The organism is Catellatospora sichuanensis, assembly GCF_007483665.1.
GTDB classification, from domain to species: Bacteria; Actinomycetota; Actinomycetes; order Mycobacteriales; family Micromonosporaceae; genus Catellatospora; species Catellatospora sichuanensis.
This window is the reverse complement of record NZ_VIQO01000025.1, coordinates 191,210-211,219: the sequence shown is the minus strand read 5'-3', so window position 1 is coordinate 211,219 and position 20,010 is coordinate 191,210. Positions and strand designations below refer to the sequence as shown.

The following is a 20,010-nucleotide window of genomic DNA, read 5'->3' as shown; positions in this document are numbered from 1 at the left end:
TCCCCAGGTCCGGTAGGGGCGAGACTGGTCGGATTCGAACCGACGTCCTCCAGCTTGCAGTCAAGGCGCGACGACCTCTGCGCTACAGCCTCGCCGCGCGGGACGATACCCGACCCGACCGACAGACGACCGACCCGGCCACCGCAGGCCGCGGAGGCAGCGGTGAACAAGGGCACCTTCCTCCACGTATGGCTCTGTGAAGGTGCCGTCGCCCTCCTCAGTGGACGGTGCGGGAGGGGTTCGGGGCAATAGAAAGCGCCCGTCTTGGCAACCACGGGGGAAGTCGCCAAGACGGGCGTCATGTTCGAGCATAGCGCTACCTGAAAGCTTTGGCCACTCCGGGTCGGCAACAGCCGGCGAGAGTGGCATCACATCGTGTTTTTGCTGGTCAGCTCGTTGTCGCAAGGACCGGCGTGCGCGTTGCTCGGAGGTTGCTCGAAGGTTGCTCGGAGCATCGTGAAGGGACGGTCGGTGGCGGGCTCAGCACCAGACGGCGCCGACCTGCGTGACGACCAGTGCGGCCTGGCCGCGTCCGGCGCGGGCCGAGGCCGCCCGGCGGGCCGGGTCGAGCATGTTGCGACCGATGGCGGTCCGGGCCTCCCGGTCCGGGCTGATGACCGTCACCTGGGCACCGGCCGCCTTGAGCTCGGCGACGTGTCGGGCGGTGCTGGTGACCAGCCCGCCGCCGACGGTCACCGGCGCGATGATGACCACGCGTTCGTGCCCCCGGGCCAGGTCGGCGTTGGTCGCCGAGCGCATCCCGCCGTCGATGTAGCGGTGGCCGTTGACCGCCGCGGGCGGCCATACCCCCGGCACCGCGCAGCTGGCGGCGACGGCGTCGATGAGCTCCACCCCGCTGTCGCGGTCGAACACGGTGAACTCGCCGGTGTGCGCGTCCGACGCGGTGATCTTCAGGGGCTGCGCCGGCCAGTCGACCACGGGCAGCCGGGACGCGATGACCGCCTTGCGCTCCTCCGGCGTCATCGACGCGGCGGTCAGCGCGAGCGCGCCGAGCCGGGCCCGGTACTGCTCCGGGGCGCGGCTGCGCACCATCGCCCACCCGTACGCCAGCAGCGTGCGCATGCCGAGGCGCGCCGCGACCTCGTCCTTCGGGTCTTCGAGCTGGGTCTGGTAGCGCTCCTCCAGGCTCGGCTCGGTGGCCATCAGCGAGGCGACCACCGACCCCGCCGACGTGCCGACGAGCAGGTCTGCGGTGCTCAGATCCACCCCCGCCTCGGCGAGTCCGGCCAGGATCCCCAGCTCCCACGCGATACCGGTGACCCCGCCGCCACCGAGTACGAGCGCTCTGCCCTTCACCGCCGCCTCCTTGACCACCGCCGACGCCCTGCCCCGCGACCCGTCGGAACCGGTTCGCCGGGCGAACCGTACGCGCCGCTGGACCTCCGACGGTACTCCCGACGTGTGCGGTCACGCCCGTTTATGCCGCTGACATGGCCGTGCGCACGGCCCCGCGGCCGGTCCGGCGGGCCGCCCCGGCGCGGCAAGGGACCCCGCCGCGCGCCGCCGCGAGCGGTGTGGCCGAATGGTTCCCGGTCGGTATGCCGCGGACGGGGCGGGGCCGCGACCAGCCGTGTACGCCGGACTGTCGGCACGGTGGTTTAGCGTCCGGTGTCTTCGACAGGGAGGTGGCCGTCCACATGGGATGGTTGGTGGCATCGGGTGGCTATGAAGTCACCCTGCGCGGCAGCGATCTGATCGCCCGCAACGCCAAGGGCAAGGAGCTGAAGTCGGTGCCGTCGGCGCTGCGCGACGACCCGGTGGTGACCGGGCTGCGGCAGCTCACCGAGTGGCTGGGTCGGCATGAGGCGCAGTGCCGGTCCGACATCGAGCGGTGGATGGTCCGCTCGCTGCCGGTGCCCGTCGCCGTGCTGGCCGACGTGTGGGCCGACGAGACCTGGCGCGCTGCGCTGACCGACCTGCTCGTCGGGGTGCTCGACGACGACGGCGCGTTCGACCCCGACGAGGTGGGATTCCTGCGCGACGCCGCCGCCGGGCAGATCGGCATCGTGAACCTCGACGGCGACACGGTGCGGCGGCCCGCCGCGCGGGTGGTGATCCCGCACCCGGTGACCCTGCCCGACCTCGACGACCTGCGCGAGTTCGCCGCGGACCTGGGCGTGTCCCAGTCCGTGGACCAGTTGTTCCGGCAGATCTTCGTCCGCCCGGCCGAGGCGGATCCGTCCGCTCGGCGCATCGGGGAGTACGCCGGGGGCAAGTACGCCGAGCTTCGCCACCTGACCGCCCGCGCCACCAAGCTCGGCTACCCGGTGCGCGGCGGCAACGCGGTCTGCCGCGTGTTCGAGGTCGGCGTCACCGTCGAGGCGCGCTCCTGGGTCGGCTCGGACGACCCGTACTACGAGACCGAGACCGGGGACCTGGTCTTCACCGACCGCACCGGCACCTCGCTGACCCTGGGCGAGGTCGGTCCGGTCGCCTGGTCGGAGGGCACCCGCATGGCCGCCGCCCTGTACGCCGGGCGCGTCGTGGAAAAGGACGAGGACGAAGACGCGGGCGAGGACGCGGGCGACGCGGACGAGGACGAGGGGGACGAGGCATGAGCGAGCGCAGCGAACGAATCATGAACGCCGCATGGCATGACGGAGCCGAGCGCAGCGAGGTGCGGGCATGAGCGAGCAGAACATGACGCTGCTGGAGGCAGGGGCGGTGCTGCCCGCCGGGGCGCCGGTGGCCAAGGACGACACCGTCGACGCGCTGACCTCGCGTGCCTACCGGCACCCCGTGCTGGGCGAGCGCACCGTGGTGCGGCTGGTGCCCGGGACCATCGGCGCGGCCGAGGACCTGAGCATGGAGTTCCTCGGCTTCGACAAGCCCGCCCCCGTCAACGAGGTGGGCCTGGTCCGCCAGCAGGCGCTGGGCTTCCCGGCCTGGGCGCTGGTCCACGATCCGGCCAACGGCCACCACGCGCTGGCGCTGGTCAAGGAGATCGAGCGGCTGGCCCGGCAGGCGAAGTCGCGCATCGGCCCGGCCAAGGACGGCTTCAACGCCCTCGGTGAGCGGCTGGCCCGCGCCGTGCCGCACTTCCTGCCGACCTTCTATGAGGAGGCGGGCCGGGCGTTCCTGGCCGCCGACAGCACCACGTACGCGGCGACCATGTTCGGCAAGGCGCGCGACGCCGAGCGGGCCTACGCGCTGCGCATCGACGAGGAGCGCCAGCACGCGGTGTTCCTGGAGTTCGCGCTGGCCGGCGCACTGACCGCGAAGGCGCTGTCGCAGCACGCCCGCGAACTCGCCGCGCGCTGCACGCCCGCGGACGCCTACGAGCGCTTCCTGCGGCTGTGCGTGGAGCGGACCCTGGGCGGGCTGCCGCCGTACGCGCAGATGCACACCGACCTGCGCCGCCTGGCCAAGGCCGCCAAGCTCGACCAGGCCGAGGCCGACCGGCAGGTGCTCGGGCAGCTGCTGTCCGCGCCGTCGCTGTCGCGCGCACCGGAGGGCTTCTGGGCCGCGTACGCCGGGCCGCTCTCCGAACTGGCCGCCGCCGACCCGGCCCTGCGCGGCCGCCTGCTGGGCATGTTCCCGCAGCACGTCGCCGACGACGTCTGGCTGGAGGTGCTGGAGCGCGCGGGGGCGACCGCCGCGCTGACCGAGCCGCAGGGCACGGTGCCCTTCGCGGCGGAGTCGCCCGACGGCCCGGCGGGCTGGCTCGGCCGCTTCGACGTGCACCGCCAGCGGCGGGGCTGGCGGCTGAGCGGCCGCTCGGCGCACCTGCTGGCGCTGCTGGACCGGATGTCAGGGCGACTGAAGGCCGACGGGCTGCCGGTGGTGCTGTGCCGCCGGCACAGCGGCGTCGACCTCGACCTGCTCGACGCGTGCCTGGCGCTCGGCGTGCCGGTGGCCGATCCGGAGACCGCCCGCTATCTCGTCTCGCGCTGGCTGACCGACGAGCGGGAGGGCCGCCGCGACCTCGTCGCGCTCGCCGGGGACGGCCGGTTCCTGGGTGCGCTCGCGGAGGCCGTCGAGCAGCACCTGCGTCCGAACTACCGGGAGATCACGGGCGACCCCGAGCGGGTGCGTGCCGTCACGGCCGTGCCGGGCCTGCGCACCGCGGCGCACGCCCTGCTGGACCGGCTGGCCGCGCAGACCGCGGGACACGGCCTGCCCACGCTCGGCGCACACCTGGACCGGCTGGCCGTGCTGGGCTGCCCCGACGGCGTCGCCGTCAACCCGGAGGCGGCCGGGCAGCTGCTGGGCCACGACGTCGCCGCGCTGCTGGGCCGCACCCTGCGCACCGGGCTGCTCGACGAGCTCGGCTGGCCCGCGCTGGAGGACGCCGTCGCCCGGCTGGGCGTGACCGGCACCGACGACGAGGACAACCTCGCCGTCGTGGCGCAGTGGCCGCACCTGGTGCTGCGCCGCGGCGACCTGGTACTGGTGGTCGGCGAGCACGGCGTGGAGCTGGAGCACATGCTGCGCATCCCCGCCGACCAGCGCCACTACCTGTGGCGGCTGGTGCTGCGCTACGTCGACCGCCAGCTGCTGGTCTGCTGGGACATCGGCCGGGAACGGTCCGGCTACTGGAGCGGCGCGCCCGACGACGTGTTCACCGTGCCCGACAACGCCTTCGACATGAGCGACGTCGCCTCGCTGCCGCTGCCCCGTGGCGGCCGCACCGCCGGCGGCCGGCCGCTGCACGTCGGCGACCGCAGCGAGCGGCGCGTCGGCCGGGTGCTCACCGACGGCGTGACGCACTGGGTGGTGCGCCACAACGGCACCACGCTCGTCTGCCAGGAGTTCGACCCGGTCACCGGCGAGCGCGGCCGGGCCAGCCTGCCCGCGTTCTTCGAAGACGGCGCGGCGGACTCCGAGACGCTGGTGCTGGGCTCGTCCCGGCTGGCGCCGCGCGACCCAGGCGCGCCGGGCGCCGAGAGTGCGCTGCTCGGCTGGCGGGTGCGCCGACGCGCCGACGGCAGCCTGGCCGGACAGTCGACCGACGGCACCGCATACACCCTGCCCCCCACGGTCGCGAAAAGGGGCGAACTGGTCGGGGCGCTGCACCTGCCCGGCTCGGACGTGGTCTGCGGGGTGCTCTCCACGCACCACTGGCGCAACAGCACGCTGACCCTGGTCGACCCCGAGGGCCTGGTGCTCGGCGAGTACACGCCCCCGCAGGGCCCGTCGGCGTACGCCCGCGGCACCCGGCTGGTGCCCACGGCCGGCTACTGGCACCTGCTGCGTCCGCGCGACGAGGCCGGTTCGGCGGCGCTGCGCGCGGTCACCGACGAGGAGTGCGCGGCGCTGCTGGGCGAGGCCGTCGAGGCCGTGTCCGCCGCGGCGGACGCCGCCGCCGCGCAGGAGGCGCTGACGGATCTGGTCGCCCGGCATCTGCCCGCGGTCACCGACCCGTCGCTGCGGGCCGGGATCGGCGGGCTCGTGGAACGCGCCGCCGCGCACGTCACCCGGCTCGCCGAACTACGTGACCGGTGCGAAGGCCGCGCCGCCGCGACGGCCGCCGCGCCGGCCGAGCAGTGGGCCGGCGGCGTGCAGGACCATGTGCTCGCCGCCGCGCTGTCCGGTCTCATGCCGTACTGCTACAGCCGCGGCGACAGCGCGGTCCGGCTGCTCACCGGGACCGGCGCGGCGTTCACCGCCGCCGAAGCGCCCACCGGGCAGCTGGACCTGCAGGCCGACGACGACTGGTTCGACGTGCTCGGCGTGCTGCCCGCGGTGATGTACCGCGCGGCGAGCCCGGTGACTTCTCCGGAGCACCGGGCCGCACTGCTGGAACTGCTCGACGTGTGCGCCCGCAGCGGGCTGCTCGCGCCGGGCGCCAGGCTGCGTCAGATCCAGCTGAAGTCGGACAAGCCGGTCGACGAGGACGGACTGCCCGGCACGGTGCTGACCTTCGGCGCACGCCGGCTGCTGGTGCTGTCGGCCGACACCGACGACCGCGAGGTGACCGGCCTGGAGTACGCCCCCGACGGGGTGTTCGCGGCGCTGCCCGGCTACGCCATCACCAGGGAGAAGGCGCTCGACCCCGGCATCGCCACGCCCGACGTGCTCGCGGAGTTCACCCGCCTGCTGGCCGAGCACGGGCCGGTCGCCTGGCAGCAGGACCGGGTCGCCGTGCTGTCCGACGCCGCCGGGATCAGCCTCGCCGAGGCCACCATGGTGCTGGCGGGCCTGCCGCAGCACCCGTGGCACAAGGCGGAGTCCGAGCCGGTGCGCGAGCAGCTCGGCGGTGTCGACGCCGCGGCCGCGGCCGCCGCCGCGTCCCGGATGCGGCTGGGCCACGTGACCGTGACCGCGCGCACGCTGTCCCTGCTGCTGCCCACGGACCTCGGCACGCTGTGGCGGGACGGTCCGGCGATCGGGGCGTTCGCCGCCGCCTGGACGGAGCGCCACGGCGTACGCCGCCCGGTGCGCGACGAGCTGATCGTCGCCATCGACAAGGCCGGTGTGGACGGCTCGATGAACGCGTCCGACCTGATCCACGGCATCGCCAGCCCGGACACCTGCCGCTGGCTGCACGGCACGGTCAAGGGCATCGACGACGAGGACGTGCTGGTCGCACTGGCGAAATGCGTGCCGTGGCTGGTCTACCACCTGCCGGCCGACGACCCGATCCGGGCCGCGCTGCCGCGCGTGGTGGAGCTGGCCCAGGCCCGGCTGGCCGACCCGGGGCTGTCCCTGCCGGTCGGCTACATCATGGAGAAGAAGGCCGACGCGATGCTCGCGGCGACCGGTGCCACCCCGGTGACCGGCCCCGACGGCGTCTCGGCCGGTGCGGTGCTGCTGCCACCGGACACCGGCTGGCGCGTGGTGCACCTGCGCCCGGCGCTGCTGACCGGCGCCGACGACCCGGTGCTGCACGTGCTGCGGGCCAAGCTGGAAAGCCACGACGAGGGCACCTTCGCCGCGCTGCACGCGCTGGCCGGGGGCCAGCTCGCCCGGCTGGTCGGCTACCCGGTGCCGGCCGGGATCGACGGGTTCGCCCAGGACCCGACCCGTTCCGTGCCCGACCTGGTGGCACGGGTCGCGCAGGAGCGGGGCCTGCCCGCCGACGCGGCAGCGCTGTACCTGCAACTGCTCGCGCTGCCCGACCCGACCGACCGCAACACGGCGCTGTGGACGGGCTGGAAGCCGGCCCGGCTGAAGGCGGCCCGTGCCGCGCTGGCCGCCACGGACCTCGTGGTCGAGGCCAAGCGGCCGCGGGCCGGGCGCAGCCTGTTCCTGCCCGGTGGCTGGCTCGCGCTGAAAGCGCCGCACCTGCCGCTGGAGCGCTGGAAGCTGCCGCTGCTCATCGGCGGCGAGAACGGCGTGTCCGGGCTGGACATCGTGCTGCCGGTCGCGCCCGCGCCGCAGCTGTTCGACCTGGCCTGGGACAGGATCACCGCGGGCGACGGACCCCGATTCGACGAGCTGGTAACCGAGAGGCGCCGATGACCACCACCACCGCAGCCCGGCAGGTCGACCCTGCCGAGCACGCGCACGCCGGCGAGCTGGCGTTCCTGGCCGCGTACGACGGCGGGCCGCGCCCGCCCGGCTGGCGGCTCACCCCGCGCGCCGTGGTCACCTTCATCACCGGCAGCGACGGCCGCGAGCTGGAGCTGGCCAAGGAGGACCGCCGCGACGGCCTGCCGCACAAGCTGACCGTGCCGGCGAAGTTCGTCGGCGAGCGGGCCCTGATCGAGCGGTGCGTGGTCACCCTGGCCGGGGAGCGCGGCCTGCTGCTGGTCGGCGAACCGGGCACGGCCAAGTCGATGCTGTCGGAGCTGCTGTCCGCGGCCGTCTGCGGCACCAGCGAGCTGGTCGTGCAGGGCACCGCGGGCACCACCGAGGACCAACTGCGCTACGGCTGGAACTACGCGCTGCTGCTGGCGCACGGCCCGAGCAGCGAGGCCCTGGTGCCCTCGCCGATCCTGTCGGCGATGCGCACCGGCGGGGTGGCCCGCGTCGAGGAGATCACCCGCTGCCTGCCCGAGGTGCAGGACGCGCTGGTCTCGCTGCTGTCCGACCGCCGCATCGCGGTGCCGGAGCTGGCCGGCACCGACGGCGCGACCGTGCACGCCGCGCCCGGCTTCACCCTGATCGCCACCGCCAACCTGCGCGACCGCGGCGTGTCGGAGATGTCGGCGGCGCTCAAGCGCCGCTTCAACTTCGAGACCGTCGGCCCGATCGGCGACCTGGCGGCCGAGACCGCGCTGGTGGGCCGCCAGGCCCGCGCCGCGCTGGAGCGGGTCAAGGCCCCGTTCGCGGTCGACGACGCGGTGCTGGAGGCGCTGGTCACCGCGTTCCGGGACCTGCGTGAGGGGCGTTCGGTCGAGGGCTGGGACGTGGAACGCCCGTCGACGGTCATGAGCACCGCCGAGGCGGTCGCCGTGGCGACCTCGCTGGCACTGGCCCAGGCCTACTTCCCCGGCGACCGGGACGTGCTGTCGCTGCTGCCCGGGCACCTGCTCGGGGTGGTGCGCAAGGACGACCCGGCCGACGGCGCGAAGCTGCTCGGCTACTGGGACGGGGCGGTGCGCCGCCGCGCCGAGGACGGCGCGCGGCTGTGGCGGCGGCTCTGGGAGCTGCGCGATGTCCTCGGTGGCTGAGACGACGGCGCTGGACGGCGACCCGGCGGTCGCCGTCGCCGAGCTCGCCGGGCAGCGCGACCCGTTCCTGATCGGCGTGCGGCACCACTCGCCCGCGCTGTCGGTCGTGCTGCCCGACCTGCTCGACCGGTACGCGCCCGAGGTGCTGCTGCTGGAGCTGCCGCCGGAGCTGGGGCAGTGGCTGCCGTGGCTGGCCGACGCGGCCACCACGGCGCCGGTCGCCCTCGCCGGGGCCGTCGGCGACGCCGGGCCCGCGTTCTACCCGTTCGCGGACTTCTCACCGGAGCTGGTCGCGGTGCGCTGGGCGGTGCGCCACGGCGTGCCCGTCGTGCCGTGCGACCTGCCGCTGGCCGACCGTGCCTGGCACGAGCGGGAACAGTCCGTGCCGGGCCCGGCGGGGCAGCGGTTGTCGCTGGCGGGGGCGCTCAAGGGCGCCGCCACCGGCCGTGCCGACGAGGACATGTGGGACCGGATGGTCGAGGCCCGCGCGCCCGGCGCCGACCCCGAGGCGGTACGCCGGGCGGCGCTGCTGGTCGGCTGGGCGCTGCGCCGCGACGCCGAGACCGGGGACGGGGTGTCCACGCTGGACCTGCGCCGCGAGGCGTACATGCGCGGCTGCCTGGCCGAGCATGCGGGCAAGCGGGTCGCGATGCTGGTCGGCGCGTTCCACGCCCCGGCGCTGCGCGAAGCGGGCCCGGCGAACCCGGCCGCGGCGGGCACGAAGGTGGTGACGTCGCTGGTGCCGTACACCTTCGGGCTGCTCGACGCCCGGTCCGGCTACCCGGCCGGCATCCGCGACCCGCAGTGGCAGCAGTCCGTGCTGACCGCCGCGGGCGACCCGGCCCAGGTCGAGGCGGCGGCGCTGACCGCCGTCGTCGCGGTGTGCGCCCGGGTGCGCGCCGCCGGGCACCCGGCCGGACCCGCCGAGGCGCGCGAGGCGGTCCGGCTCGCCGTCGACCTGGCCCGGCTGCGCGGGCTGCCCGCCCCGGGCCGCGGCGAGCTGGTCGAGGCGCTGCAGAGCGTGCTCGCGCACGGCGAGGTGCTCGGCCGCGGCCGCGTCGTCGCCACCGCGATGGAACACGTGCTGGTGGGGGACCGCCGCGGGCGGCTCGCCCCCGGCACCCCGCGCTCCGGCCTCGGCCCCGCGGTCCGTGACCTGCTGGCCGCGCTGCGGCTGCCCGGGCCCGGCGACGCCGCCAAGGACACGCGCCTCGACCCGCTGCGTTCCGATCTGGACCGCCGCCGCGAGGTCACCCTGCAGCGGCTGGCCACCTGCGGTGTGGCGTACGCCGAACCGGTCGCCGGCGACGGCGGCGCGGGCGGCGTCGACGCGATCACCACCCGCTGGCGGTTGCAGTGGACCCCGCACACCGAGGCCGGCATCGAGGTCGCCGGGCTGCGCGGGGTGACCCTGGAACAGGCCGCCGAGGGCGCGCTGGCCGAGCGCCGCCGCCGCGAGACCGCCGCGGGCGGCCCGTCGGCGGCCGAGGTGATCGAGGGCCTGCACGCCGCCGCGGTGTGCGGCCTGCCCGCGCTGGCCGCCCGGCGGCTGGCCGAGGTCGCCGCGGTGCTGCCCGCCCAGGGCTCGCTCGCCGAGGCGATGGCGGCGCTGGCGCTGCTCGACCGGCTGCGTGTCGGCCACGTGCCGGGCCTGCCCGAACCGGACCGTACGGCCGTCGCGGCGACCGCCGAGGTGGTGGAGACCGCCGCCGTTCGCCAGGTCGACGGGCTCGCGGGTTCCGAGGACGTCGACGACGCGCGGGCGCTGGCCGCGCTCGCCCAGCGCGCCGAGGCGTCCGGGTCGGCACTGCGGCTCACCGACGCGCTGGCCCGGCTGGCCGCCCGCGGTACGCCGCTGATGGCCGCCGCCGCCGGTGCGGTGCGGGTGCTGCTCGGCCACGTCCCGCCGGAGGAGTTCGGGGTGCGCGTGGCCTCCTGGGTGGACACCGCGGGCACCGACGAGGCACGCCGCGCCCTGCAGGGGCACGTCAGCGGTCTGCTGGCCGTCGCCGAACCGCTGCTGCAGGCCGCCTCCGGGGTGCTGACCGGGCTGCTCGACCGCGTCGAGGCGATGCCCGACGAGGCCTTCCTGACCCGGCTGCCCGCACTGCGCGGCGGCTTCCACACCGCCAGCCCCGCCGGGCGCGACCGGCTGCTGGCCGTCGTCGACGAACGCCTCGGCGGACACGTCGCTGACCTCGGCGACGTCGACGACCCGGACGGACTGCTGGCCAGGCTGCTGGCCGACCGCGCGGGCCGGGCCGCACTGGTGGAATTGGGCCTGCTCGGCACCGACGGCCCGGCGTCCCACCCGTCGGCTGAAAGCACGGCCGGGTCCGAGGCCCCGACGGTAGGCGCGGAGATGTCCGGCGCCGGTGCGCCGGGAACGGCTGCGGCGACCGGTCCGGATCACCGCTCGACGCCGGACACCCGTGTCGCCGGAGTTCCTGCGGGCAGGACCGTCGACAAGGCGGCCCGGCCCGCGCCGAGCGGGGAGCTGTCGCCCGCCGACCGGTGGCGGCTCATCCTGGGCCGCGACCGCGCCGGCATGGGTGGCAAGGCCCGGCGGTACGCCACCGCCCTGGACGAGCTCTACGGCATGGGACGGGGTGAGGGCGCGCGCGAGGACCGCAGCGCGGGAGCGGGACGCGAGCCGTCGTTTCCCGGCGTACGCGAGTGGTCCGAGGAGCTGTCCGCGCTGTTCGGACCCGGCGTACGCGAGGAGGTGCTGGCCGCCGCCGTGGAGTCCGGCCGCCTCGACGCGGCACTGGAGCTCGACCCCGACGCGGTGCGCCCGTCCATGGACCTGCTGCGCGACGTGCTGTCGCTGGCCGGTGGCCTGCCCGAGGCGGCCGTGGCCCGGCTGCGCCCGCTGGTGGCCCGCATCATCGCGGAGCTGACCAGGGAACTGGCCACCACGCTGCGCCCGGCGCTCAACGGACTCACCACGCCCCGGCCCACCTCCCGCCCCGGCGGACGGCTGGACCTGGCCCGCACCCTGCGGGCGAACCTGGCCACCAGCCGCCGCGGCGAGGACGGCCGGGTCACCGTGGTGCCCGAGCGGCCCGTGTTCCGCACCCGTGCCCGCCGCGGCGTGGACTGGCGCCTGGTGCTGGTGGTGGACGTGTCCGGCTCCATGGAGGAGTCGGTGATCTGGTCCGCGCTCACCGCGTCGGTGCTGGCCGGGGTGCCTGCGCTGAGCACGCACTTCGTCGCGTTCTCGACCGAGGTGGTGGATCTGACCGACCGGGTCGGCGACCCGCTGAGCCTGCTGCTGGAGGTGAAGGTCGGCGGCGGCACGCACATCGCGGCCGGGCTGCGGCACGCCCGTTCGCTGGTCACCGTGCCCACGCGCACGCTGGTGGTGCTGGTGAGCGACTTCGAGGAGGGGTACTCCATGGGCGGCCTGCTGGCCGAGGTGCGCGCGCTGGTGGAGTCCGGCGCGACCGTGCTGGGCTGCGCCAGCCTCGACGACGCCGGACGGCCGCGCTACTCGGTCGCGGCCGCGGGACAGCTGGTCGCGGCAGGCATGCCGATCGCGGCGCTGAGCCCGCTCGAATTGGCCCGCTGGGTCGGGGAGCAGGTACGCCGGTGAACACGACGAGCAGGGAAGACGGCGTGCGCCACGGCAGAGGGGAGCGGCGGTGAACGGGCTGCCCGCGGTGACCGCCCCGGCCCTGGCGGAGACGCTCGACGCGCTGCCGGGCCGGTTGCGCAAGAAGGTCGACGAGGCCGTGACCCGGGCCGCGGCCTGGCCCGTGTCCACGGCGGACGACCAGGTCACGGTCACCGTCGACGAGGGCACCACGGTCACGCTGACGCTGACCGGCGGAGTGGTGCGCACCGGGGCCGACGCCCGGTGCAGCTGCCTGCTCGCGCCCAACTGCCTGCACCGCGTGGCGGTGCTGGCGCTGGCCCCGGTCCACGACGGCCTCGACGACGAACCGCAGCCCGACGAACCGCACAGCGCCGGCCCTGCCGATGCGGACGGCAAACCGGCAGCGGACGGGGTCGGCTCGACGGCACAGGCAGCCCCGGGCCCGTCCGGGCCCACCGTGGACGGAGCGGCGACGGCATCCCGCGAGACCGGCTCCGGCGGCGCCGATCCCGGTGACGTGCCGGTCCTGCTCACGCCACGGCAGCGGGACGCGGCCGAAGGGCTGTGGCGGGCCGGGGCGGCGGTGCTCGCGGCGGGCACGACGGGCAGCGGGCTGGTGCTGCGTACCGCGCTGCTGCGGGCCGTGCACGAGGGCCGCGCCAACGGCCTGCACCGGGCCGCCGCGGCAGGCACCCGGGTCGCCGCCGGGCTGCAGGCGCTGCGCGAGTCGCAGCCGCAGTTCCGGCTGGCCGAGCTCACCGACGACCTGCGCGAGCTGCTGACCGTGTCACACCGGCTGCGCGCCGACGACCTGCCCGCCGGGCAGTCCGCGGACCTGCTCGGCGTGGCCCGCCGCGGCTACGACCCGCAGGCCGGGCTGCGCCTGTACGGCCTGTGCACGGTCCCCGTCGTCGCCGAGTCCGGCTACGCGGGCACGGCCACCTACGTCGTGGACCGCGCCGGTCGGCTGTGGACGGTCACCGACGTCGCCCCCGGCGGCGCGGACCGGGCCGCCCGCTCCGGCGACACGGTGGTGGCATTGGGCGAGGCCGGGCTGACCCACCGCGAGCTGACCCGCGCGGGAATGATCGTTTCTGGGGGCACGGCCAGCGCCTCAGGCCGGCTCGGCGCGGGCAGATCGGTGCGCGCGGTGCGCGCCGCCGGGGCGGCCTGGACCGAGCCGCCCTTGCGAACGCTGTGGGAGGAGCCGCTGGACCAGCAGGTCAGCCGTGCCTTCGCCGCGCTCGCCGAGCCGGTCGGGGATCGCCTGGCCGGATCCGACCTGGTGTTCCTCTCCGTACGCCTGAGCGGCGCGGCCACCGGTGACGCGGTGCTCGCGGAGACCGCCGACGGGGCTCCGGTGGTGCTGACCGTGGCCGACGACCACCCGGAGCTGGCATACCGGGACAACCTGCGGCTGCTCGGCGCGGCGGCAGGCCTGGAACTGCTGGTGGTGGGCCGTCCCGACCCCGGTCGGCGGGCCACCGTCGAGGCGCTGTCGATCGGCATCGCGCCCGGCACCGGCGACGGGCTGCGCCTGCCGGCGGCCTGGTCCGGCCATGCCGACCTGGGATACGACCGCCTGCACCGCAGCCAGCTGCTGTCCGGTCAGCAGCAGGCGGCCGTCGCCGGGCGCCCGCCCGCGACCGGTGATCCGGCGCTGCAGCTGCTGCGCCGCCACCTGGAACGGGTGGTCAGCGGCGGCCGGGGCGTGCACGCGCTCGCCGACGACCAGGAGCGCCGGCTGCGGCGGGCCCGCCTGGACCTGGGCGCGTACCTGTCGGCCGAGCTGGGCACGGCCGCCCGGTTCCGGCCCCGGGACGCGTTCGGCCGCCTCACCGGCGACGACGCGGAGGGCTTCACCCGGGCCTGGCTGTCCGCGGCGGTGTACGAGCGGGCCGCCACACAAGCCCTCATCGAGGCCTCGTGGCTGTCGTGACATGAACCGCGTCGCCGGAAGCCGCACCGAGGTGAGGATCGGGCTCATCTCGGCGCGGTTTCCGGCGCCGGCCGGCCTCATTCCGGTATCGCCGCCCGCAGCCGGTCGAGCGTCTGTTTGAGCAGCCGGGACACGTGCATCTGGGAAAGGCCGATCTCGGCGGCGATCTCGGCCTGGCTCATCCGGCAGTAGACCCGCATGGCGAGGATGCGCCGTTCCCGGGGCGGGATCGCGGCCAGCACGGGGCGCAGTGACATGCGCTCCTCGACGGCCTGGTAGCGCGCGTCGACGTCGCCGATCCGCTCGATGAGGTCGGCGCCCGCGGTGCCGGAAGGCGGGGCGTTCAAGGAGATCACCCGGTATGCCTGCCACGATCCCACCGCGGTCAGCACGTCGGCCAGTGCAAGGTCCAGGTGGTCGGCGATGTCGGCCGCGCCGGGCGTGCGACCGCGCTGCTGGCTGAGTTCACTCGCCGCGGCGGCCACCACGTGGCCCATCTCCTTGACCGCGCGGGGCACCCGCATCCCCCAGGCGGCGTCACGGAAGTGCCGCTTGACGGCGCCGAGGATGAACGGCACCGCGTATCCGCTGAACGGGATCTCACGCTGGGGGTCGTAGCCGTCGACTGCTTTGATCAGCGCGAGGGCGGCGACCTGGGCGAGATCCTCCAGGCGCTCCCCGCGTCCGGCGAAGCGCCGGGCGAGCCGCCGGGCCATGGGCAGGTTCTCCTCGATGACCCGGGCGCGGATCCGGGCGCGTTCGGGGTCGTCCGCCGCCAGTTCGGCGCGCGCCTGCAGCAGTTGTTCGGTGGAACGGACCGGGCGCTCGGCAGAGATGGTCATACGGATCAACGCCCTCGACGGCTGGAGGCAGCGGCGTGCCGACCGGCCGGAAGCCTCTGCTGAGGCCACCGGTGTTGCCTGGTCTGACCGCGGGGTCTGGGCGGTGTGAAGGAAACGGTCGGCGTGGTTCACCCGACGCCGACCTGATCAGAGTGTCTCCGATCGTGTGCTCAGCCTACGCTGCCGTCGTGGTGGCGCAAGCGGATCGGCGGCTGCCCGGCAGCCATGGGCGTCGATCGTTCGGGCAGGACCGGCTCCGTCCCGTCGACCACCGCGCGGGCCAGTTCGGACAGCCGGCGGTTTTCGCGGCGGGCGGTCTCCCGCAGCAGGGTGAACGCCTCGTCCATGTCGATGCGGCGGCGTTCCGCGATGACGCCCTTGGCCTGTTCGATGATGATGCGGCTGTTGAGCGCGGTCTGCAGCTGCTCGGCGAGCGTCTCGTGGTGACGGATGGCGCGGGCCTGCAGCAGCCCGATCGTGGCCACGTCGGCGAGCGCCTGACCCAGCTGGATGGTGTGGTCGTCGAGCTTGCCGGGCCGGGCGCCGAAGAGGTTCAGGGCCCCGATGACGTCGGTGCGCAGGCGCATCGGCAGGGCGTGGACGGAGGCGAATCCACTCTGGGCGGCCTGGGCGACGAAGCGCGGCCAGCGGTCGGCGGCCGAAGACAGGTCGGGGACTGCCACCGCCTCGCCGGAGTGGAAGCACTCCGGGCAGGGTCCCTCGTCCGTCTGCAGCTGGAGCAGCTCCAGCAGCCGGGTCTCTTCGGTGGAGGCGGCCGCGACCCGCAGCGCGCCGCGCTGGTCGGTCAGCAGCAGGCCGGCCGCAGCCACGCCGAGCACCTGCGAGCACCGCACCGTCACCTGGTGGAGGAAGTCCATCAGGTCGAAATCGTCGACGAGGGTGTCGGCCAGCTCGACGAAAGCGTCGGCCAACTGTCGTTCTCTCATACGCGTCTCCCCCCACAACGATAGTCCTCGACGTGGTTTCGGTATCGGGCGGTCACGCGGGCACTCCCTCATCGTGATCATGGTTGTCCAGCGGATCGGGCTCGAACCGCAGCCGGCGCTCCACGACGTCGCGGGCCACATCGCCCAGCCTGCGATCGTGGGCGTAGGCGTAGGCGCGCAGCCGGGCGAAAGCAGCCTCGGCGCTGGTGCCGAGCTGCGCAATGATCATTCCGGTGGCCTGGTGCACCTGAGCCTGGTGCGCGGTCGGGTCGTCGCGCTGCCAGGCCAGTTCGGCGGTGTCAGGTTGTTGCCCCGCCACGCCGTCGAGCAGGGTCAGGGCGGCGGTTTCGGCGAACGCCAGCGCGTCGGCGAGCTCGTACCGGCTCATCGCGCCCGGCCGGGAGCGGTACAGGTCGAGCACGCCGAGCCGGATCGCGCCGAACTGCAGCGGCAGGGCGAACACGGCCTGCGCGCCGCTGCCCAGGGCGGCCGGGGTGAACACCGGCCAGCGGGTCAGGCTCTCGGACGACGACAGATCCAGCGCCAGCACCGGACCGCCGGAGGCGAACGCGTCCACGCACGGGCCCTGCCCGTAGGTCAGCTGCCACTCCTCAAGCTCCGCGGCGACCTGATCCGACGTGTGCACGACGTCGCGGACCGTGGAACTCACCATGATCGTCAAACCGGCCCCGTCCACATGCACGCCCTCCACCGCGGCGGCGCAGATGTGCGCCAGCGTCACAGGGGCGCCCTGCGTCTGCTTGCCGACCTGTGCCCAGACCCGCATGACCCGCTCATTGATCATGCTGCGCCGCTTGCCGGTGCTCTGCTCCGGCGCACGGCCAGACCCGGACGCACCACGCCGAGGTGAAATCGCGGGACGGCGACGATCGAACCAAGGATGCTCACGGAGACCTCCACGGAATCGACGTGCGTGACGTCGCCGGGGTCCGGAGCCAACGTATGCCTTCAGCCTACGCTGATCCGCGCCGGGATCGAGGGTCCGGAACGCGTCCGCGGAGCCGCGGGTCATCCGCCGGGCGGGCATGTTCCTGGGCGGGCGGATCCGGTGGCTCAGCCCAGCCGCAGCAGCTCCTCCAGGTTCACCGCGGGCGCACCGGTCAACCGCTCCACGGTGCCGGTGGTGGCGGCCAGCTCCCCCCGGGCGATGGCGAGGTACGTGCTTACCCACGCCTCGACCTGCCAGCCGGGAGCGCCGTAGGAGGCCCGGGAGGCGTACGCCTCCTCGACGGTCTCGTCGTGGTAGCTCGTCTGCCGCCCGGTCACGAACGTGATGATCTCGGCGACCTGCTCCAAAGTCAGCGCCTGCGGCCCGCTCAGCTCGTACGTCTGCCCGTCGTGGCGGCCGGGCTCGCGCAGCACCAGCGCGGCGACGCCCGCCACGTCGGCGATGGACACCCCGGCCACCCGGCCGTTGCCCGCCGGACCGCGCAGTACCCCGTCGCGCCCGGCGAACAGCGGCAGCATCTCCAGGTAGAGGTTGTTGCGCAGGAAGGTCCAGGCCAGCGGGGTGTCCCGCAGGTGCTGCTCGGTGGCCCAGTGATCGCGGGCGAGCGTGAACGTGGCGTCGGGGCCCGCGCCGAAGAACGAGGTGTACACCAGCCGGCGCACCCCGGCGGCCACTGCGGCGTCGATGAACGTGCGGTGGTCGTCGACCCGCTCGGCGGACTCCGCGCCCGAGACCATGAACACCGTGTCCACCCCGGTCAGCGCGTCGCGCACCGCCGCGCGCTCGCCGTACGCCGCTCGGCGCACCTCCGCGCCGGGCAGTTCGGGGGCGCGGCCGGGGTCGCGCACCAGCAGGCGCTGGGGCAGCCCGGCCTCGGCGAGGCGCTGCGCCACCCGCAGACCGAGCCGGCCGGTGGCCCCGGTGACGGCGATCGTAGCGCCGGACATGTGCCTCTCCCGCCTGGTAGGGGTCGGTTCTCATGGTAGGTGCGGGGCGGGCGGCCTACGCGGTGGCGCGGCCCGCTCCGGCCGGATCCGGCCGTTGCGCCACATTGCCGATCATCCTGAGCCGTCCTGATGCGGACTAGAATGGCAATCGAGGCCACGATGACAAGACAGAAGCCGGACGGCACCCACGATCACCCGTACAGCGCGCTGAACCTCCGGCTGGCACTGGCCGGGTTCGGACTGGTGTTCGCGGGCGTGCTGGCGGTCATCTCGTTCGCCTTCGGACTGACCTGGCTGGGCTGGTTCAGCGTGCTGCTGATGGCCGTCACGGTCGTCGACCTGATCGTGATCACCCGCCGGCGGCGGCAGCGCCGCCGGGAGGACCACGGCGCGCCGCACTCGCTCTTCGAATGAGCCCACCGTGCGAACCAGACCGCGGAAGCGTTCTGCTGCCCAGGTCAGGCGGCATATCATCAAGACATGATCAACGGTATGCATGCTCTGATCTACAGCACGAACGCCGACGCCGACCGCGCCTTCTTCCGCGACGTGCTCGGCTTCCCGCACGTGGACACCGGTGAGGGCTGGTTGATCTTCAAGGCGCCGCCCGCGGAGATCGCCTTCCACCCGGCCGACGCGCACACCCGCTGCGAGCTGTACCTGACCACCGATGACGTGGAGTCCACGGTGGCACAGTGGAGCGAGCGCGGCCTGGAGATCATCGTCGCGCCCGCGAAGCGCGAGTGGGGCACCGAGGCCGTGGTACGCCTGCCCGGCGGCGCGACCCTCGGCGTCTACCAGCCGACCCACGTCACCGCCTTCAGCGCGGCCTGAGCCCGCCCACCACCGCACCTGCGGCCAAGGGGCCCACGGGTCAGTCCGGGGCCCAGGACGGATCGCGGCCGAAGGCGGCCAGCAGGCGGTCCTGCGCGTCGGCTCCGTCGGGCAGATCGAAACGCGGGCCGATGACCCCTGCCCCGCGGTACGCGTTCTCCTCGGTGTCGAACCAGTCCGCGACCACCTTCACCGCCTGCGGGTCCAGCGCCGGGTCGACACCCAGCGCCACGGCCAGGTCCCAGGCATGGATGAGATGGTCGGCGGTGAGCTGGTAGGCGTACTCGCTGGCGGCGGTGTCGCCGAAGGACAGATGCACGATCCGGTCCATCGCCCCGGGCGCGGTGACCGCGGCCTCGGCCTCGCGGGCCGCGTCGGCGGCCGCCGTGACGGGATCAGCGCCGAGCAGGTCGCCGGCGAACCGGTCACCGACGTCGTCGACGGTGGCCCCGGCGAAGATCGGCACGGTCCAGCGGTCCTCGCCCACCAGATGATTGACCAGCGTACGGACGTCCCACTCCGGGCACGGCGTGGGCGACGACCACTGCTGCGGCCGCACCTGCGCGACGCGGTCGGTGAACTCGGCCAGACTGGCCCGGTAGCCGTTGAGCAGGTCCATGGCATCCACCTCGCCAAGCAGTATATGCAGGCAGAACGGGCCGAGATCCGGCTTCGGCGACCCGGGTGGCCGGTCGGGACGTACCGTCGGGGGGACGGGAGGTCCGCCATGTTCGTTCAGGTCATCCGCGGCCGCGTGGCCGACCCCGATGCGGCACGCGAAGCATTCGAACGCTGGGTGCGCGAGCTGTCCCCGGGCGCCGACGGCTGGCTCGGCAGCACCGGCGGGGTCACCGCCGACGGCCGGCTGGTCGTGCTCGCCCGGTTCGCCTCGGCGGAGGCGGCCCAGGCCAACAGCAGGCGTCCCGAGCAGGACCGCTGGTGGCAGGAGACCGCGCCGCTGGTCGCCGACCCGACCTTCCACGACAGCGCGGACGTGCGCGGGTATCTCGCCACCGGTTCCGACAAGGCCGGCTTCGTACAGGTCATCACGGGCCAGACCACCGACCCGGACCGGATGATGGACAGCGTCGTACGGCTGTCGGCCAGCCTGCACGCCTTCCGCCCGGACCTCATCGGCGGCACGGTGGCTCTGCACCACGACGGCACCTTCACCGAAGCGGTGTACTTCACCTCGGTGGAGCAGGCCCGCGCGGGCGAGCAGCGGCAGCTGCCGCCGGAGCTGCAGGGCGCCCTCGACCGGGCCGAGGAGCTGACCTCGATGCTGTCCTACCACGACCTGACCGACCCCTGGCTGCTGTCGCCGCCGCGCTGAGGGTCGCGCCCGCGGGGCCGG

At 74.7% G+C, this 20,010-nt stretch carries 14 protein-coding genes and 1 tRNA gene; 8 read left to right on the top strand and 7 right to left on the bottom strand.

Going from position 1 to position 20,010, the window contains the following annotated elements:
* Window positions 1–19: 19 nt before the first annotated feature.
* Window positions 20–92, bottom strand: a tRNA-Cys gene (locus FLL47_RS31635).
* A 388-nt stretch (window positions 93–480) separates the two neighbouring features.
* Window positions 481–1,317: a patatin-like phospholipase family protein gene (locus FLL47_RS31630; protein ID WP_144125903.1), complete on the bottom strand. Its 837-nt coding sequence runs from the start codon at window positions 1,315–1,317 to the stop codon at window positions 481–483.
* A 341-nt stretch (window positions 1,318–1,658) separates the two neighbouring features.
* On the opposite strand from FLL47_RS31630, the gene FLL47_RS31625 reads away from it, so the two are divergent.
* From FLL47_RS31625 to FLL47_RS31605, 5 genes are all read left to right on the top strand, one after another.
* On the top strand, window positions 1,659–2,579 hold the full coding sequence (locus tag FLL47_RS31625) for a DUF4132 domain-containing protein (RefSeq protein WP_144125900.1): 921 nt from the start codon (window positions 1,659–1,661) through the stop codon (window positions 2,577–2,579).
* Window positions 2,580–2,646: 67 nt separating this feature from the next.
* Window positions 2,647–7,425 carry a hypothetical protein gene (locus FLL47_RS31620; RefSeq protein WP_144125898.1) on the top strand — a complete coding sequence of 1,593 codons (4,779 nt, stop codon included), beginning with the start codon at window positions 2,647–2,649 and terminating at the stop codon, window positions 7,423–7,425.
* Window positions 7,422–8,579, top strand: coding sequence for an ATP-binding protein (locus FLL47_RS31615; RefSeq protein ID WP_144125895.1), 1,158 nt, complete (start codon window positions 7,422–7,424; stop codon window positions 8,577–8,579). The genes FLL47_RS31620 and FLL47_RS31615 overlap by 4 nt, the downstream gene beginning before the upstream one ends.
* Window positions 8,563–12,174 (top strand): vWA domain-containing protein, encoded by a 3,612-nt coding sequence (locus FLL47_RS31610; protein ID WP_144125892.1) that lies wholly within the window; start codon window positions 8,563–8,565, stop codon window positions 12,172–12,174. Before FLL47_RS31615 ends, FLL47_RS31610 begins: the two co-directional genes overlap by 17 nt.
* Before the next feature lie 49 nt (window positions 12,175–12,223).
* Entirely contained in the window at window positions 12,224–14,116 is a 1,893-nt protein-coding gene (locus tag FLL47_RS31605; protein WP_144125889.1) for a hypothetical protein, read from the top strand.
* 77 nt (window positions 14,117–14,193) lie between these two features.
* On the opposite strand, the gene FLL47_RS31600 is transcribed toward FLL47_RS31605, so the two are convergent.
* The 4 genes from FLL47_RS31600 to FLL47_RS31585 all read right to left on the bottom strand — a co-directional run bounded on the left by FLL47_RS31600 (window position 14,194) and on the right by FLL47_RS31585 (window position 17,822).
* Window positions 14,194–14,958, bottom strand: a complete 765-nt coding sequence (locus tag FLL47_RS31600) for a SigB/SigF/SigG family RNA polymerase sigma factor (RefSeq protein ID WP_144125886.1) — start codon at window positions 14,956–14,958, stop codon at window positions 14,194–14,196.
* A 170-nt stretch (window positions 14,959–15,128) separates the two neighbouring features.
* Window positions 15,129–15,905: a GAF and ANTAR domain-containing protein gene (locus FLL47_RS31595; RefSeq protein ID WP_144125883.1), complete on the bottom strand. Its 777-nt coding sequence runs from the start codon at window positions 15,903–15,905 to the stop codon at window positions 15,129–15,131.
* A 52-nt stretch (window positions 15,906–15,957) separates the two neighbouring features.
* Window positions 15,958–16,710 (bottom strand): GAF and ANTAR domain-containing protein, encoded by a 753-nt coding sequence (locus FLL47_RS31590; RefSeq protein ID WP_222106282.1) that lies wholly within the window; start codon window positions 16,708–16,710, stop codon window positions 15,958–15,960.
* A gap of 269 nt (window positions 16,711–16,979) precedes the next feature.
* Window positions 16,980–17,822 (bottom strand): SDR family oxidoreductase, encoded by an 843-nt coding sequence (locus tag FLL47_RS31585; protein ID WP_144125880.1) that lies wholly within the window; start codon window positions 17,820–17,822, stop codon window positions 16,980–16,982.
* 159 nt (window positions 17,823–17,981) lie between these two features.
* Here FLL47_RS31585 and FLL47_RS31580 point away from each other — a divergent pair, with 159 nt between their 5' ends.
* Window positions 17,982–18,236 (top strand): DUF6343 family protein, encoded by a 255-nt coding sequence (locus FLL47_RS31580; RefSeq protein ID WP_144125877.1) that lies wholly within the window; start codon window positions 17,982–17,984, stop codon window positions 18,234–18,236.
* A gap of 66 nt (window positions 18,237–18,302) precedes the next feature.
* Complete coding sequence (locus FLL47_RS31575) at window positions 18,303–18,656, top strand: VOC family protein (RefSeq protein ID WP_144125874.1); 354 nt, start codon at window positions 18,303–18,305, stop codon at window positions 18,654–18,656.
* Between the two features lie 40 nt (window positions 18,657–18,696).
* Here FLL47_RS31575 and FLL47_RS31570 read toward each other — a convergent pair whose 3' ends face one another.
* The gene (locus FLL47_RS31570; RefSeq protein ID WP_144125870.1) at window positions 18,697–19,275 is read right to left on the bottom strand and encodes a TIGR03086 family metal-binding protein; all 579 of its coding nucleotides are present in this window, start codon (window positions 19,273–19,275) and stop codon (window positions 18,697–18,699) included.
* Window positions 19,276–19,383: 108 nt separating this feature from the next.
* On the opposite strand from FLL47_RS31570, the gene FLL47_RS31565 reads away from it, so the two are divergent.
* Complete coding sequence (locus tag FLL47_RS31565) at window positions 19,384–19,989, top strand: putative antibiotic biosynthesis monooxygenase (protein WP_144125867.1); 606 nt, start codon at window positions 19,384–19,386, stop codon at window positions 19,987–19,989.
* Window positions 19,990–20,010: the final 21 nt, after the last annotated feature.

Excerpts from the sequence above, each read along its gene's own strand:
- FLL47_RS31625 (WP_144125900.1), top strand. The coding sequence starts at position 1,659 with ATGGGATGGTTGGTGGCATCGGGTGGCTATGAAGTCACCCTGCGCGGC.
- FLL47_RS31620 (WP_144125898.1), top strand. The coding sequence starts at position 2,647 with ATGAGCGAGCAGAACATGACGCTGCTGGAGGCAGGGGCGGTGCTGCCC.
- FLL47_RS31615 (WP_144125895.1), top strand. The coding sequence starts at position 7,422 with ATGACCACCACCACCGCAGCCCGGCAGGTCGACCCTGCCGAGCACGCG.
- FLL47_RS31610 (WP_144125892.1), top strand. The coding sequence starts at position 8,563 with ATGTCCTCGGTGGCTGAGACGACGGCGCTGGACGGCGACCCGGCGGTC.
- FLL47_RS31600 (WP_144125886.1), bottom strand. The coding sequence starts at position 14,958 with ATGACCATCTCTGCCGAGCGCCCGGTCCGTTCCACCGAACAACTGCTG.
- FLL47_RS31595 (WP_144125883.1), bottom strand. The coding sequence starts at position 15,905 with ATGAGAGAACGACAGTTGGCCGACGCTTTCGTCGAGCTGGCCGACACC.
- FLL47_RS31590 (WP_222106282.1), bottom strand. The coding sequence starts at position 16,710 with ATGATCAATGAGCGGGTCATGCGGGTCTGGGCACAGGTCGGCAAGCAG.
- FLL47_RS31585 (WP_144125880.1), bottom strand. The coding sequence starts at position 17,822 with ATGTCCGGCGCTACGATCGCCGTCACCGGGGCCACCGGCCGGCTCGGT.
- FLL47_RS31580 (WP_144125877.1), top strand. The coding sequence starts at position 17,982 with ATGACAAGACAGAAGCCGGACGGCACCCACGATCACCCGTACAGCGCG.
- FLL47_RS31575 (WP_144125874.1), top strand. The coding sequence starts at position 18,303 with ATGATCAACGGTATGCATGCTCTGATCTACAGCACGAACGCCGACGCC.
- FLL47_RS31570 (WP_144125870.1), bottom strand. The coding sequence starts at position 19,275 with ATGGACCTGCTCAACGGCTACCGGGCCAGTCTGGCCGAGTTCACCGAC.
- FLL47_RS31565 (WP_144125867.1), top strand. The coding sequence starts at position 19,384 with ATGTTCGTTCAGGTCATCCGCGGCCGCGTGGCCGACCCCGATGCGGCA.